Source organism: Arthrobacter sp. ZGTC212, from assembly GCF_002929255.1.
GTDB classification, from domain to species: domain Bacteria; phylum Actinomycetota; class Actinomycetes; order Actinomycetales; family Micrococcaceae; genus Arthrobacter_B; species Arthrobacter_B sunyaminii.
Genome location: NZ_PJIJ01000001.1, coordinates 142,525 through 157,780, shown reverse-complemented (window position 1 = coordinate 157,780; position 15,256 = coordinate 142,525). Strand labels below are relative to the sequence as shown.

At 66.3% G+C, this 15,256-nt stretch carries 13 protein-coding genes; 8 read left to right on the top strand and 5 right to left on the bottom strand.

Annotated features, from left to right (window positions below; translation table 11 throughout):
- The first annotated feature begins 29 nt into the window (after positions 1-29).
- Positions 30-248 carry a PLD nuclease N-terminal domain-containing protein gene (locus CXQ89_RS00815; protein WP_104159986.1) on the top strand — a complete coding sequence of 73 codons (219 nt, stop codon included), beginning with the start codon at positions 30-32 and terminating at the stop codon, positions 246-248.
- Positions 249-316: 68 nt separating this feature from the next.
- Positions 317-940 carry a pentapeptide repeat-containing protein gene (locus tag CXQ89_RS00810; protein WP_258059762.1) on the top strand — a complete coding sequence of 208 codons (624 nt, stop codon included), beginning with the start codon at positions 317-319 and terminating at the stop codon, positions 938-940.
- 1 nt (position 941) lies between these two features.
- Here CXQ89_RS00810 and CXQ89_RS00805 read toward each other — a convergent pair whose 3' ends face one another.
- Complete coding sequence (locus tag CXQ89_RS00805) at positions 942-2,420, bottom strand: SDR family oxidoreductase (RefSeq protein WP_104159984.1); 1,479 nt, start codon at positions 2,418-2,420, stop codon at positions 942-944.
- Between the two features lie 122 nt (positions 2,421-2,542).
- Here CXQ89_RS00805 and CXQ89_RS00800 point away from each other — a divergent pair, with 122 nt between their 5' ends.
- From CXQ89_RS00800 to CXQ89_RS00785, 4 genes are all read left to right on the top strand, one after another.
- Complete coding sequence (locus CXQ89_RS00800) at positions 2,543-5,218, top strand: ATP-dependent DNA ligase (protein ID WP_104159983.1); 2,676 nt, start codon at positions 2,543-2,545, stop codon at positions 5,216-5,218.
- A 46-nt stretch (positions 5,219-5,264) separates the two neighbouring features.
- On the top strand, positions 5,265-7,736 hold the full coding sequence (locus CXQ89_RS00795; protein WP_104159982.1) for a phosphoketolase: 2,472 nt from the start codon (positions 5,265-5,267) through the stop codon (positions 7,734-7,736).
- A 41-nt stretch (positions 7,737-7,777) separates the two neighbouring features.
- A complete protein-coding gene (locus CXQ89_RS00790) occupies positions 7,778-8,245 on the top strand; it encodes an SRPBCC family protein (RefSeq protein WP_104053518.1) in 468 nt (155 codons plus the stop codon).
- 76 nt (positions 8,246-8,321) lie between these two features.
- The gene (locus tag CXQ89_RS00785) at positions 8,322-8,762 is read left to right on the top strand and encodes a GNAT family N-acetyltransferase (protein ID WP_104159981.1); all 441 of its coding nucleotides are present in this window, start codon (positions 8,322-8,324) and stop codon (positions 8,760-8,762) included.
- 12 nt (positions 8,763-8,774) lie between these two features.
- Here CXQ89_RS00785 and CXQ89_RS00780 read toward each other — a convergent pair whose 3' ends face one another.
- Both CXQ89_RS00780 and CXQ89_RS00775 read right to left on the bottom strand, forming a co-directional pair.
- Positions 8,775-9,791, bottom strand: coding sequence for a zinc-binding dehydrogenase (locus CXQ89_RS00780; RefSeq protein WP_104159980.1), 1,017 nt, complete (start codon positions 9,789-9,791; stop codon positions 8,775-8,777).
- Between the two features lie 47 nt (positions 9,792-9,838).
- Positions 9,839-10,837, bottom strand: coding sequence for an SDR family NAD(P)-dependent oxidoreductase (locus CXQ89_RS00775; protein ID WP_104053521.1), 999 nt, complete (start codon positions 10,835-10,837; stop codon positions 9,839-9,841).
- A 168-nt stretch (positions 10,838-11,005) separates the two neighbouring features.
- Here CXQ89_RS00775 and CXQ89_RS00770 point away from each other — a divergent pair, with 168 nt between their 5' ends.
- Complete coding sequence (locus CXQ89_RS00770; protein WP_104053522.1) at positions 11,006-11,965, top strand: LacI family DNA-binding transcriptional regulator; 960 nt, start codon at positions 11,006-11,008, stop codon at positions 11,963-11,965.
- A gap of 40 nt (positions 11,966-12,005) precedes the next feature.
- On the opposite strand, the gene CXQ89_RS00765 is transcribed toward CXQ89_RS00770, so the two are convergent.
- Entirely contained in the window at positions 12,006-13,058 is a 1,053-nt protein-coding gene (locus tag CXQ89_RS00765) for a DNA glycosylase AlkZ-like family protein (RefSeq protein WP_104159979.1), read from the bottom strand.
- Between the two features lie 177 nt (positions 13,059-13,235).
- Entirely contained in the window at positions 13,236-14,345 is a 1,110-nt protein-coding gene (locus tag CXQ89_RS00760; protein ID WP_104159978.1) for a GTP pyrophosphokinase family protein, read from the bottom strand.
- A gap of 99 nt (positions 14,346-14,444) precedes the next feature.
- On the opposite strand from CXQ89_RS00760, the gene CXQ89_RS00755 reads away from it, so the two are divergent.
- A complete protein-coding gene (locus tag CXQ89_RS00755) occupies positions 14,445-15,221 on the top strand; it encodes a S9 family peptidase (protein WP_258059761.1) in 777 nt (258 codons plus the stop codon).
- Positions 15,222-15,256: the final 35 nt, after the last annotated feature.

The window sequence follows — 15,256 nt, the reverse complement described above, 5'->3', positions numbered from 1 at the left end:
TACCCATCATCAACTGAAACGGGAACACCATGGCCACGAAGAAATCCCTCAAGGACCTCACCAGCCGGCAGAAGAAGCTGGTGGGCGTTTCCGCCACCGTGCAGTTTGCTCTCGCCGGCCTGGCACTGGCGGACATCTGGCGCCGGCCCGCTTCCGAAGTCCGCGGTTCCCGGGCGCTGTGGTCCGCAGCCTGCGCCGTGAACTTCATCGGCCCGCTGTCCTACTTCATCTTCGGCCGGCGCAAGTAGGCGTGGCTCCGGCAGGCCGGCGCTCGCCCGTCCGCAAATCCGGATCCGGAAAAACGAAGCAACCTGCTGTGGACCCCGTTTCGCTGCAGGGTCTTGAAGAAGCACCGGCGCCGGAAGACGCCGGCACCTTTGAAGGCCTGCGTTTTGACGGGGAGTCCTTCGACGGCACGGATCTGCAGGGCAGCACCTTTTTGGAGTGCGAATTCAGTGCGGTGTCCATGACGGACACCGCGCTGCGCGGCGCCCGGTTCCTGGAATGCCGGTCCTCCGGCCTGTATGCACCGGTGTTCCGTGCTCCGCGGGCCACCTTCCGCGACGTGGTCCTGGAGGGCAGCCGGCTTGGATCGGCGGAACTGTATGACAACGGCTGGAACTCCGTGCACGTGGACGGCGGCAAACTGGATTATGTGAACCTGCGCAACTCCAGGCTCACCGACGTCCTGTTCACCGGCTGCACCATCGAGGAACTGGACCTGGACGGCGTCCACGCCACCCGGATGGCCTTCCGCGACTGCCGGATCGGCGCCCTGAGCCTCACTGGAGCGGTGCTGCAGGACGTGGACCTGCGCAGCACACAGCTGCGGTCCATCACGCACCTGGCCGGACTGCACGGCGCCACGATCGATGACGGGCAGCTGATGATGCTGGCCCCGCTGCTGGCCGCCAACATCGGGCTGCGCGTGGAGGGCTGACTCAGCTTTCCTGGGCGAGCTTGGACGCGTTCTTGATGATGTTCTTGGCCATGGACGGGAAGATCAGGCCGTGGAACGGGGCAATGAGCCACCAGTAGAGTTTCCCGGCCAGTCCCTTGGGAAAGTAAATGGCGCGCTGCCGGTACAGGCTGCCGCCGCCGTCGGGATCCACCCGCAGTTCCAGCCAGGCCTTGCCCGGCACCCGCATCTCGGCGCGCAGCCGCAGCAGGCTGCCGCGCTCCAGCAGTTCCACCCGCCACCAGTCCACCACGTCCCCGGTGAACAGGGTGGTGGGATTGCGGCGGCCGCGGGTCAGACCGGCGCCGCCCACGGTCTTGTCCAGCACGCCGCGGATAGCCCAGGCCATCGGCAGCGAATACCAGCCGTTCTTGCCGCCGATTCCCTCAATCACCTTCCACACATGCTCGGGAGCCACCGAGGAACGGCGCTGCCGGGAGTCCACATAGACCGTCTGCCCGGCCCAGTTCGGGTCAGTCGGCAGCGGTGAGGACGCATCATCGGCCGACGGCGACGCGCTGGCCCATGTGGTTTCCACCTCGCCGCGCTTTTCCTTGCCCAGCGCCCGCTTAACCGCTTCCTGGTACCCGGTGCGGCCGCCGTTGGGCTCCGCCACAAACTGGTCAATGTCGTGTTCCTTGGACACGGCGTCGTGCTGCAGGGATTCCACCAGCGGCAGCGACATGGACCGCGGAATCGGGGTCACCAGGGCCACCCACATGCCGGCGAGCCGCGGCGCGGGCAGCGGCAGGGCATAGATCCGCCGCCGAGGCAGGCCGGCCTCTTCCGCGTAGCCGTTCATGATCTCCGCATAGGTCAGGACCTCGCGGGAGCCGATATCGAAGGTGCGGTTCACATCGGCGGGGAGGTCGACGGCGCGGACCAGATAGTGCAGGACGTCGCGGATGGCGATGGGTTCGATTTTCCGCCGCACCCAGCTGGGCGCCGGCATGACCGGCAGGGTTTCGGTCAGGTGCCGGATCATTTCAAACGACGCCGAACCGGAACCGATCACCACGCCGGCCTGGTAGACAACCGCGGGAACCTTGCCCTCAAGGAGGATCCGTCCCACCTCGGTGCGGGAGCGCATGTGCGGGGACAGCTCACCTTCCGGATGCAGTCCGCCCAGATACACGATCCGCTGCACCCCCGCCTCGGCCGCGGCGTCCGCAACAATGTGCGCGATCCGTTCCTCCTGGCTGGCGAAGCCCTTGCCCGAGGCCATGGAATGCACCAGGAAGTAGACGGTATCGATGCCCTGCATGGCCTCGGCGACGGAATCCTTGTCCGCGAGGTCACCCTGGATGATCTCGACGTCATCGTGCCACGGAACGTCGTGCAGTTTGTCCGGGGAACGCACCAGGACCCGCACCTTGTGGCCGTCCTGCAGGAGCAGCGGCACCAGCCGCCCGCCAATGTAGCCCGTGGCGCCTGTTACCAAAACCCGCTGTGACTCAGTCATTTTCCCAACGTACACAGTTCTTCCGACGCTGAGCAGTGGCTCCGGAACGCCGTTGGCGTAATCTGCTCAGCAGGCTCACAAATACTGGAAATTGCGGGCCCATCCCGGTAAGACTAGGGACCATGGCGAGCAGCGGAGCGGGTCTGAAGCAGCAGGAAACTGTGAACGTGGACGGCCACCGCCTCCGGCTGACCAATTTGGACAAGGTGTTGTATCCGGAAACCGGAACCACCAAGGCCGACGTGCTGTCCTATTACGCCGCCGTCGCCGAGGCGCTGCTGCCGCATTCCCGGGACCGTCCGGCCACCCGCAAGCGCTGGGTCCACGGAGTGGGAGTGCCCGGAGATCCGGGGCAGGTCTTCTTTCAGAAAAACATTGAGACCTCAGCTCCCACGTGGGTGAAGAGGTTTCCGATTGAACACAAAAGCGGCACCAACATTTATCCGCTGGTCAACGACCTGGCGACATTGACCTGGCTGGCCCAAAGCGCGGCCCTGGAAATCCATGTGCCGCAGTGGCGGTTTGGCCCGCGCGGCAAGATCAATAATCCGGACCGCCTGGTGCTGGATCTGGATCCGGGGGAGGGCGTGGACCTGGCGCAGTGTGCCGAGGTGGCCCGCCTGGCCCGGGACATCCTCTCCGACATGGGACTGGACGCCCGCCCGGTCACCAGTGGTTCCAAGGGCATCCATCTGTATGCCGCACTGGACGGGAAGCAGACCTCGGACGAGGTGAGCGCCGTCGCACACGAACTCGCGCGGGCATTGGAAGCGGACCATCCGGACCTGATCGTGTCCGACATGAAAAAGTCCCTGCGGACCGGCAAGGTTCTGCTGGACTGGAGCCAGAACAACGGCAACAAAACCACCATCTGCCCCTATTCGCTGCGCGGCCGGTTCACGCCCACGGTGGCGGCGCCGCGCACCTGGGAAGAGCTCGAGGATCCGGACCTCGCCCAGCTGGACTACGAACAGGTGATGCAGCGGCTGGCCGAGGACGGGGATCCGCTAACCGGCATGGACTCCGGCTCCGGGGAACTGGACGCCGAGGCACTGGAGGACGCCGTCTCGGAAGGAACCGGCGCGGGACCTGCGGACCGGCTCAGTAAGTACCGCAGCATGCGCGACGCCGCCAAAACCCCGGAACCCGTTCCGGCCGAACCCGCGGAGCCCTCCGAAGGCAACAGCTTTGTCATCCAGGAGCACCACGCCCGGCGGCTGCACTGGGACTTCCGGCTGGAACATGACGGCGTCCTGGTCTCCTGGGCGCTGCCCAAGGGTCCGCCGGATTCCCCGGACCAGAACCATCTGGCAGTCCAGACGGAGGATCATCCGCTGGACTACGGCAGCTTCGCGGGGACCATCCCCAAGGGCGAGTACGGCGCCGGCGAGGTGCGGATCTGGGACCACGGAACCTATGAACCGGAAAAATGGCGTGACGGCAAGGAGGTCATTGCCGTGCTGCACGGCCAGCCCGACGGCGGCCTTGCCTCCGAAGGCAGCGCGGACCGCCGCTTCGCCCTGATCCACACCGGAGGCAAGGGCGGGGCCAACGACTGGCTGATCCACCTCATGAAGCACCAGCCTGAGCCGCGGGATCCGGCGGACACTCCGGACACTCCCGACATTCCCGATACTTCCGATAAGGCGGACAAAGCCAACAAATCGGACAAGGGTGAGCTGAAGGCCAGGGATGCCGACGAGGCGGAAGATTCGCCCGTCGAAACCGTGGCAGCCGCCGCCGCAGCGCCGCCTCCCGGGGCCAAAACCCTTCCGGACACCGCCGGGACAGCCAAGGCCGTTGCGGCGGACGCCGGGGAACACGGCATGCCCGCCGTGGAACCCATGCTGGCTACGCTCGGCACCCGGGCGGACGTCAATGAAGACGACGAATGGGCCTTTGAAATGAAGTGGGACGGCGTCCGAGCGGTGGTGGATGTGACGCCGGAGGGAACCCGGCTGATCAGCCGCAACGGCAATGACATGACCGCCGCCTATCCCGAACTGCAGGAACTGGGCCGGCATCTGAACGGGGAACGCGCGGTCCTGGACGGGGAAATCGTGGCCATCAACAAGGCGGGCCGGCCGGACTTCGGGCTGCTCCAGCCGCGCATGCACCTGACCAAGCGCCGCGACATAGAGGCCGCCGCCGCCCGCACCCCGGTTCACCTGATGATCTTTGACCTGTTGTGGCTGGACGGAAACTCGCTGATGGAGCTGCCGTACTCGCAGCGGCGGGAGATCCTGGAATCCGCAGTGGAACCGGCGGGGGAGGACGGCCACGTTCAGGTGCCGCCGGCGCTGGAGATGTCCATGGATGAGGCCGTGGAGGCGAGCAGGGAGCTCGGCCTTGAAGGAGTCATGGCCAAGCGGCGAACCAGTACCTATTCCCCCGGCCGGCGGTCCAAAAGCTGGATCAAACTCAAGAATTCCTTCACCCAGGAAGTGGTGATTGTGGGCTGGCGCCCGGGCAAGGGCAACCGGGCATCCAAGATCGGTTCGCTGCTGGTGGCCGTTCCGGACGGTCATGAGCTGACCTACATTGGCCGGGTTGGATCGGGCCTGAGCGAGAAAGATCTGGCCCTGGTGGGCGGGAAACTGAAAAAACTGGCCCGCAAGACACCCCCCTTGGAGGGAGTTCCCCACGCGGACGCCTCCGACGCCCAATGGGTCCGTCCCGTCCTGGTGGGTGAAGTGACCTATTCCGAACGCACCGCCACCGGCAAGCTCCGCCACCCCGCCTGGCGCGGACTGCGCCCGGACAAGAAACCCTCCGACGTCGTCGTCGAAATCCCCTGATGAGTCTGCCCCGACATTCAGCCGTTCCCAACCCCAGGAGGCCTGCATGACTGCCGCACCCGTTGCACCGGACCAGCCGCTCAGCGACACCCTTAAGGATGTGGACACCTGGTGGCGCGCCGCTAACTACCTCTCCGCCGGGCAGATCTATCTGCGGAACAATCCGCTGCTGCGCCGCCCGCTGGAAAAGGAGGACGTCAAGGCCCGGCTGCTGGGACACTGGGGCACCACTCCCGGGCTGAACTTCTTTTACGCGCACCTTAACCGGGTGATCCGCGACCAGCACCGTGAGGTCCTCTTCATCACCGGACCCGGGCACGGCGGGCCTGCCAACGTCGCCAACGCCTGGCTCGAGGGCACCTACTCGGAGATCTACAGCCACGTGGGCCAGGACGAGGCCGGGCTGCAGACGCTCTTTCGACAGTTCTCCTACCCCGGCGGTGTTCCCAGCCATGCGGCTCCTGAAACCCCCGGGTCCATCCACGAGGGAGGCGAGCTGGGCTATTCGCTGGCACACGCCTACGGCGCGGTGTTCGACAACCCGAACCTGATCGCCGCCACGGTGATCGGCGACGGCGAGGCCGAAACCGGGCCGCTGGCCGCCAGCTGGCATTCCAACAGCTTCCTGGATCCGGCCGTGGACGGTGCGGTGTTGCCGATCCTGCACCTGAACGGCTACAAAATTGCGAACCCCACCATCCTCTCGCGCATGCCCGAGGAGCAGCTGGTGAAGCTGATGGAAGGCTACGGCTACCACCCCTACCTGGTCACCGTGGAGGATCCCTCGGCCACGGCGCAGGCGCACGTCGATTTTGCCGCAGCACTGGAAGCCTGCCTGGCCGAAATCGACGAAATCCAGGCACCCTACCGCAGCGGCGAGCGGGTGGCAGTGCCTGCCGACGCCCCGGATGCCGATGACTCCCGAGATGTGCGGAACGAACACGCCCCGCGCTGGCCCATGATCATCTTCCGCTCGCCCAAGGGCTGGACGGGACCCGCCGTGGTGGACGGTCTGCAGGTGGAGGGCACCTGGCGGGCGCACCAGGTGCCGCTGTCCGGCATCCACGACAACCCGGAGCACCTCGCGCAGCTTGAGGAATGGATGCGTTCCTACCAGCCGGAAGAACTGTTCGACGACGCCGGCCGGCTGCGGCCCGAAATCGCCGCCCTGGCCCCGGAAGGCAACGCGCGGATGAGTGCCACCCCGTACGCCAACGGCGGGAGACTGCTGCAGGACCTCAAGCTGCCGGCGTACGCGGACCATGCCGTGGACGTGGAAAACCCCGGAACCAAGCGGATCTCGCCGATGATTACCGCCGGCGAATACCTGCGCGACGTGATCTCGCTGAACCCGTCCAACTTCCGGATTTTCGGCCCGGATGAGACCGCGTCCAACCGGCTGCAGGCCGTCTATGAGGTCACGGACAAGGCGTGGCAGCAGCGCATCGACGAGATTGACGAGCACCTGGCACGCAGCGGCCGGGTGGCCGAAGTTCTCTCCGAACACCTGTGCGAAGGCTGGCTGGAGGGATACCTGCTCACCGGCCGGCACGGGGTGTTCAACTGCTACGAAGCCTTTGTCCACATTGTCGATTCCATGTTCAACCAGCACGCCAAATGGTTGAAAGTCAGCCGCAACCTGTCCTGGCGCCAGCCCATTGCCTCGTTGAACTACCTGCTCTCCAGCCACGTCTGGCAGCAGGACCACAACGGCTTCTCGCATCAGGATCCCGGCTTCATCGACCATGTGGTGAACAAGAAGGCCGAAGTCATCCGGGTGTACCTGCCGCCGGACGTGAACACCATGCTCGCCGTGACCGAGCACATCCTTGGCACCCGGGACCGGGTGAATGTGGTGGTGTCCGGCAAGCAGCCCACGCCCGCCTGGCTGAATCCGGTGGACGCCCAGCTGCACGTGGAGCGCGGTGTGGGCATCTGGGACTTCGCCGGCAGCGAAACCGCAGGACCCGGCACCAAAACCGATCCCGACGTCGTGCTGGCCTGCGCCGGCGACGTACCCACCCTGGAAACCGTGGCCGCGGCCGGCCTGCTGAAGAAGCAGCTGCCGGACCTGAAAATCAGGGTGGTAAACGTGGTGGACCTGATGCGGCTGCAGGACCCCGGAGAGCACCCGCACGGGCTCTCTGACAGGGATTTTGACACCCTGTTCACCAAGGACCGGCCCATCATTTTCGCCTACCACGGCTATCCGTGGCTGATCCACCGGCTCACGTACCGGCGCACCAATCACGGCAATCTGCATGTACGCGGCTACAAGGAGGAGGGCACCACCACCACGCCCTTCGACATGGCCATGCTCAACCAGATTGACCGGTTCCAGTTAGCCATCGACGTGCTGGACCGGGTAGCGTCGCTGGGATCAACGCAGGCCGGTTTCCGGCAGTGGCTCCAGGACGAACGGATCCGCTGCCGGCAATATACCCGGGACGAGGGGCAGGATCCGCCGTACATTACGGGCTGGGAACTGCAGGAAGCCTCGGAACAAACCGCGGACTGAGCCTGCGGGTACGTACGATCCATCTATTGAAGGAGAGTTCATTGACCACTGATCACAAGAGCATCACCGTTTCGCGAGTTATTGATGCCCCAGCCAACGACATCTTCAACCTCCTGTCCAACCCGGCGCGCCACCACGAGCTGGACGGTTCCGGCATGGTGGTTTCGGACGAGAAAACCGACCGCATCACCAAGTCCGGGCAGGTTTTCACCATGAACATGAACAACTCCAAAATGGGTGATTACCAGACGGACAACCACGTCACCGGTTATGACCACAACAAGCTCCTGGCCTGGCAGACGGCTGTGGCCGGCACCGAGCCCATGGGCTGGCAGTGGGTCTGGGAACTCGAGCCGCACGGTTCGGACTCCACCGAGGTCACGCTGACCTATGACTGGTCCCACGTCACCGACAAGGAGACGCTGAAGAAGGTGTCCTTCCCGATGGTGTCCAAGGACGAGCTTGAAGACTCCCTGAACATGCTGGCCGCCGGAGTTTCCGGAGCCTAAGGTACAACACCGCATGACGACGGCGGCCGCACCTTCCCCGTGAAGGTGCGGCCGCCGTCGTTGTAGGGTGGGGCGCATGATCCGCGAAGGAACACCGCAGGACATCCCCGAACTGGCGCGGCTGCGGACGGTGTGGACCGCCGAAGCCGGACTGGATGTCCCCGTGGACCCGGACTTTGCCAGTGCCTTCGGGGACTGGCTGGCCACGAACCCGCGAACATTCTTCGTCGCCGAAAGTCCGGCCGGCTCCCTGATCGGGATGCTGAACCTGATGGTGTTCGAGCGGATGCCGAAGCCGGGAAAGCCGCTGTCCGGGTGGGTCTACCTTGCCAACGTCTTCGTGCTGCCGGCGCACCGGAACGCCGGGGTGGGCGGGGCGCTGGTGGCTGCGGCCGTCGACTATTCGCGCCGGATCGGGGCGGCGCGGATCGTCACCTCGCCGTCACCGGCGTCGAAGTCCTTCTATGCCCGGCAGGGCTTCGAGCCGGCGGACGAGCTGGCCGTTTACCGTTTCTGACGGCGCCCGGACTCAGTCGAACCTCACCACCACCTTGTCTGCCGCCCCCGGGGTCTTCGCCAGTTCCAGGGCTTCAAGGGAACGGTCGAAGGGAAGAACGTCGCTGATGATCAGCTTGTACTTCTCCCAGTTCTCGATGATGTCGTCGGTAACCTCGAAGATCTCCGTGGGGTAGCCCATCGCGAAGACGATGGTGAGCTCGGTGGTGAGGATGGAACCAAAATCCAGCTCCACGGGCTTCTTGTGCACCGCCACGACGCCCAGGACCGCACCGGACTTCGCCACATTGCCGACCGTCTGGGGGATCACGGGTGCCCCGGCGGCGTCGAGGAAGATGTCGGTTCCGGATCGGGTGCCGCGGACCAGCATGGTGGCCCCGTCACCGTGCAGTTCAACCAGGCGGGCCGCCACGTCCTCTTCGGCGGAGTTGATGACGGCGTCCGCGCCGATCTCCAGTGCCTTCTCCAGACGGGAAGGAATGATGTCCACGACCACAATGTGCGAGGCGCCCCGGCGGCGGTAGCCGAGGACGGCGCCGAGCCCGATGGGGCCGGCGCCGAATACCACAACCTTGTCGCCGGGCTTCGGATCGGTGCGGTTTACCGCGTGATAGGCCACTGCCATCGGCTCGTTCAGGGCAGCCACTTCCCACGGAATGTCGCTGGGAATGACCCGCAGCTGGCGTCCCGGCTCGGCATCCTTCACCAGGACATATTCCGACAACCCGCCCTGCGCACCGCCGCTGCCCAGCAGCCCGTCGGTAAACGCCATGGTGTCGATGACCACGTGGTCGCCGACGGCGAACCCGGTCACGTCGGCGCCGACCTCCGCTACTTCGGCGGCCGGCTCATGCCCCAGCGGGGTGGCTCCCTGCCGGGGCGGAATGCCGCCGACGTGGCTGTACATCGCGTCGGAGCCGCAGATCCCGCAGGCCTTCATCTTCAACAGGACATCGCGGGGACCGGTGACGGGCCGCTCGACCTCCACCCACTCGTTGGTGTTCGGACCGGTGACGTGGACAGACTTCATGGTTTCTCCTTCGTTCTCGACGGCAGGTGCGGGATTACCGGCTGGGGTTAAACCGCGGACCAGCCGCCGTCGGAGGGCAGGATGGCGCCGTTGATATTCACGCCGTCATCGCTGAGCAGGAACGTGATGGACGCTGCCAGCTCCTCAGCCGATGCCAGGCCCGGAATGTTGATGCGGGCGGGGCCGAGGCGGGCTTCGCCGTACTCGCTGGTCTTGCCGCCCATCGGGATGCCGGTGGCCACGCCGCCCGGAGCCACTGCGTTTACGCGGATGCCTTCCTTGGCGTACATGAACGCGGTGCTGCGGGTAATGCCCACAACCGCGTGCTTGGAGGCCGTGTAGGCCACACCCGATGCCGAGCCGCGCAGGCCGGCCTCGGAGGTGATGTTCACGATCGAGCCCTTGTGCGCTTCGAGCATGGTCGGCAGCACGGCGCGGGTCAGGCGCATCAGGCCCTCCACGTTGACGGCGAAGATCTTCTGCCACATGGCATCGGAGACCTCGTGCAGCGGCGAGAAATCGTCATTGATGCCGGCCACGTTGGCCAGGCCGTCAATCTTGGTGCCGGCAGCGGCCATGATGCTGTCGATGGCGGCGGGGTCGGTCAGGTCTCCGGCAACCGGAACAATGGCGTCGCCCAGCTCGGCGGCGAGCTCCTTGATCTTCACCTCGGCAATGTCGACGGCGATGACGCGGCCGCCTTCACGGACAATCCGTCCGGCGGTGGCGCGGCCAATGCCGGAACCGGCGCCGGTGACGATGACGGTGCGGCCCTCGAAACGTCCTTCGACGGTCGGCAGGACGGTCTCGGCGGTTTCGGGCATGACGCCGCCGTTGGCTGCCTTGACGAGTTCATCCACGGCTGCCTGCGGGAACTTGCCCCCGCTCAGGTCGACAAGCTGCTGCAGCTTCAGGGTCAGTGCCGGGCCCAGCGTTGACTCATCGCTGCCGGCCTGCGCGAGCATGCCGCGGATGGCGGGTCCGCCTGCCGGGTGGTCGAGCCACTGCTGGACGGTGTTCTGGGCGGTGATGGGCGAGTTAGCCATGGACCGGTCCTTTCGTTGCCGAGGCGGCCGGACTGTAACGGCCGCGGTTGCAGGCGGTCAACGCGGGGGTATCCCGTGCTGCTTACACGTGTAAGTTGCCTGTAATGTCAGAGTACCGGAGAAACCCGGCGGATATAAGGCAGACATTTTCGGCGGAAAGGACGGCTCGTGGAGCGCAGGGCTAACTCCTCTGACGTGGCCCGGGAAGCAGGCGTTTCCCGGGCCACGGTCAGCTACGTGCTCAACGGCCGCAGCGGGCAAAGCATCTCCGCCGCCACCCGGGACAAGGTACTGGCGGCCGCCCGGAATCTGGGGTACATCCCGTCCGCCGCTGCCCGCACGCTGCGCAGCGGCCGCAGCACCTTGGTCCTGATGCTGCTGCCGCCCGAACCGCTGGGCCGGGCCCAGGCCATGGTGATCGACGCGGCCTCGGAGTACCTGGAGCAGCACGGGCTGCGGCTGGTGGCCCACCGGCTGCCCCGGAGCGGAGGTGCGGTGTCCCTGGTGCATTCCCTGGTTCCTGCGGCACTGATCCTCATCACCCCGCTGGAGGACGCGGAGCTGGCTGCCCTGCAGGCCACCGGGATCAGGGTGGCCTCGCTGCACTCGACACTGCATGATCCGCTCGGGCCGGACCTGGGCATCGGCGCACTGCAGGTCCAGTACCTGGCCGACGCCGGGCACCGCCGGATCGGCGTGGCCGTACCGGAGGGTGCCGGCTACGGCTGGCGCGTGCAGGTGCGCCTGGCCGCCATCGAGCATGCCTGTGATGTCCTTGGCCTGCCGCGTCCCGCCGTCGCGCACCTTCACCTGGATGCAGCCGATGCCGCTGCCGCCGTAGCCCGCTGGCTCGAAGGCCCGGAGGCGGTAAGCGCAGTGTGCGCGTTCGACGACGATCACGCGTTTGCGCTGCTGTCCGGATTAGCGGTCCACGGGTGGACGGCGCCGCGGGACCTGGCGGTCATTGGTGCCGAGGACATTCCGCTGGCGTCCCTCGCCGTGCCGCCGCTGACGACCGTCCGGCTTGATGCCGCACGGTTGGGAAAGCGGTTTGCACAGATGGCGCTGGGAGAAACGGCCGCTGAAGAACTGCCGCCCGTCAGCCTGGTTCAGCGGGACTCCGCCTAACTGCGCCGATCGGCGTTGACCGACCGGGCAGTGTGCAGGATTAACCGTGCGGCCAGGCGGCGACCGCCTGGTCAATTGCCCGCCGCGCCGCCGCCGGAATCCGCTCCACCAGGTCCACCACCGGTTCCGTCCCGGACCTGGCCGTGGAGCGAGGCAACCGCCAGGTGCCAACGGTGACCCCATCCACCACCACCGCCGGGCGGAAAATTCCGTTGCGGCCCGGTACCAGCGCTTCGAACACTGCCGGGCTGGTTGTCAGGGAACGGTCCGTGTAGCCCAGGATCCACTCATCAAACCCGGGCAGCAGCACAGCTCCCGTGACCGTTGGGAGGTCCGGATCCCCGATGATCCACGCAGGCGTGCCGTCCACTTCCACTGTGGTGAGGTCCTCCACTGCGGCGGCTGCACGCCGCAGGACAGCCCGGGGAAGCTTGGCCCACCAGGCCAGGTCCGCCTCGGTCACCGGTCCCCGGGCGAGGACAAACCCGCGGACCACTGTGGCCAGCGCTGCCTCCGGATCCGCCGGCGAGTGGTCCGGGGAAAGGGTGAGGAGTTGTTCGGGGCGGTCCGGATGGAACTGTCCCCAGTGCACGTGGCCGGCCACGGCCAGATGCATCAGCAGGTGATACCCGGGGCCGCCGGCCGTGGGGATGCCGGCCGCGTCCCACAGGGACAGGACTTCTGCCCGGCGCAGCGGACGGATTTGGAGGGCTTCAAGCAGCACGTCCCGGGCGCGGCCAACCGTGCGCTCATCCAGCCCGAGTTCCTCCCGGCGCCGCACGGTAGCCCGGTGAATCCGCTCCGCGGTGAAGAACAGCAGCGTGCCCAGATGCTCCGGCGTCGTGGCGAACAGTGTGCCCCGCATTGGCCAGCTGCGGACCAGTGCGCCGTCGTTGAACGCGGCCCGCACATCGGCCACAGTGGTTCCCGGCTCTGAGCGCAGAGCGACGGCGCGCAGGACGGCGGGCAGATCCTGGCCCTGCAGCGCGACCGCCCGCTGTACGACGCCGGCAGGCAAAAGGTCCGAGCCGGTCAGCAGCTGGGACCGCACCCGCATCCGCCGGGCATCCCCGCCGCTGAGTTGGAATCCCATCCGCTCACCGTAGGCGGCACAGGGGCAAGCGGCAAGAAGGAGCGCTGCCCCCGGCCCCGCATCAGGAAACCCTCCGTTTTGGGATTTCCCCGCCGGTTTGGACTTTTGCCGCCGGTCCGCGCCGGCAGCAAAATCCCAAACCGGTAGCCGAATCCCAAAACGGCCGCGGAACCGGCCTCAGGCGTTCTCTTCCCGGGCCCGGAAAAGCTGCATCTGCCGGTATCGTCGGCCCAGCGACTCGCGCCGCGGCTTAACCGCCGCGTCCTCGGGCTCCGCGGTCAGGTCAATGTGCTTCTTGCCGAAGCGCCAGAGCAGCAGGTCATCGAGCAGCCGGTCCGGTCCGGGGGAGTACCGGTGGTCCAGGGCCTTGCGGACCTTGGTGATGATGTCCGCCTGCAGCAGTCCGGCCAGGTCCATGGTGGTCTTCATGCCGTGGGCGGCCAGCAGTTCGGCGGCCCAGCCCCAGTCATCGCCGGCCTTGCGGTTCACATGCGGCAGCAGCGTCATCCAGACGTCGCGGATCCGGTTGGGAGTCAGCGGCGCGCTTCCCTGTCCGTCCTCGTCCCAGAAACCGGTGACTGTCTCATAGCGCTCATGCAGTTCGGCAAATGCGGTTTCCACGGTTTCCAGCATGGCCGCCGTGGCAGTGAACTGGCGGTCGAAGTACGGGCTCCAGGCCCGCGGATCACCGGCTTTGAACCGGATGTCATGCTCAATTTCGGACCAGGCGTGAGCCAGCACGGTGCGGATCTGCACTTCAAACTGGTAGCTGCCGTTGGGCCGCTGGTCCGGGTCCAGGAGCTTGTGGAACTCCCGGACGGTGTCATTTTGGATGGTCCGCAGGACCAGGTGCCGGCTGGAATAGCCGTAGGTGCCGGATTCGATGGATCCAATGTCCTTTTCCCGGTCCCCGCGGCAGTCGAACTCGGCACGCTGGCGCTTGATCAGGTTGGCGGCCTCATCGACCTCGTGCGGCAGGGTGACAATCACCCGCAGTCCCACCAAATCGATCAGGTTGCGCAGCGGATCGGGGAACAACAGTGTCGGCAGCTCGGCCGGATCCTCGGACGGCAGGGTCCGGGCAGCCTTGTCCCGGAAGGACTCCACCGTTTTGGTCCGTGAGGCCACGAACAGCGGACGGACGGGACTGTCCGTGAAGATGGCCCGCAGGCTCTCCTCCATTTCACGGGTGAGCTTTTCCAAAGCCGGACGGACCCGTGCGTATTCATCGGTGCTCGCCTGGACCACCGGACGCAGCCGGTCATCGAGGCTGTCCCACGCGCCCATAGAAAAAACCCCGTTCCTTCACCTTGGTTGTGTTGCCGGCCGTCCGGCGTGCCGGACGCTAGGCTCAACTACCAGATTAGGCCAGATGAAGGGGTGGTTATGATGCCGTCAGACCCGCGGCGCCTTGCCTACGGTGAACATCCGGACCAGTACGCCGAACTCTCGCTGCCCGACGGCGGCGCCGCCGCACCCTTCGGAAACGCCCCCGCTGTGGTGGTCATTATCCACGGAGGATACTGGCGCTCCCGGTACACGGCTGAACTGGGCCGGCCGGCCGCGCGGGATCTCGCCGCCCGGGGTTATGCCTGCTGGAACCTGGAGTACCGGCGGGCCGGAAACGGCGGCGGCTGGCCCGAAACCTTCGAGGACATCAGTGCCGGCATCGATGCGCTCGCGCCGGTGGCCGTGGACTACGGCCTGGACCTGTCACGGGTTACTGTGCTGGGACATTCCGCCGGCGGACACCTGGCGGTGTGGGCCGCCGGCCGCACCGGAGCCGCGGTTCCCGTCACCGCCGTCGTCAGCCAGGCCGGGGTCCTGAACCTGGCCGAGGCGATGGAGCTGAACCTCAGCGACGGCGCGGTGCTCAATTTCCTGGGGTCCTCGCCGGAGGCAGATCCGCACCGCTACCGCAGTTCGGATCCACTGCAGCGGCTCCCGCTGTCCGTTCCCGTGATTGCCCTGCACGGCGACGCTGACCGGCATGTGCCGCTGAGCCAGTCCGCCGGATTTGTGCAGGCGGCCGTGCAGTCCGGCTCGCCTGCCCAACTGCGGATGGTCCCGGGAGACCATTTTGACCTGATCACGCCCGGCACTGATGCCTGGGATGCCGTCGTCGAAGCCGTGGCCGCAGTGTCCGAAGCGCGGCTAACTTAAGGAAACCTGGCGGGTGCTCTGTTAGGTTGTGAAGC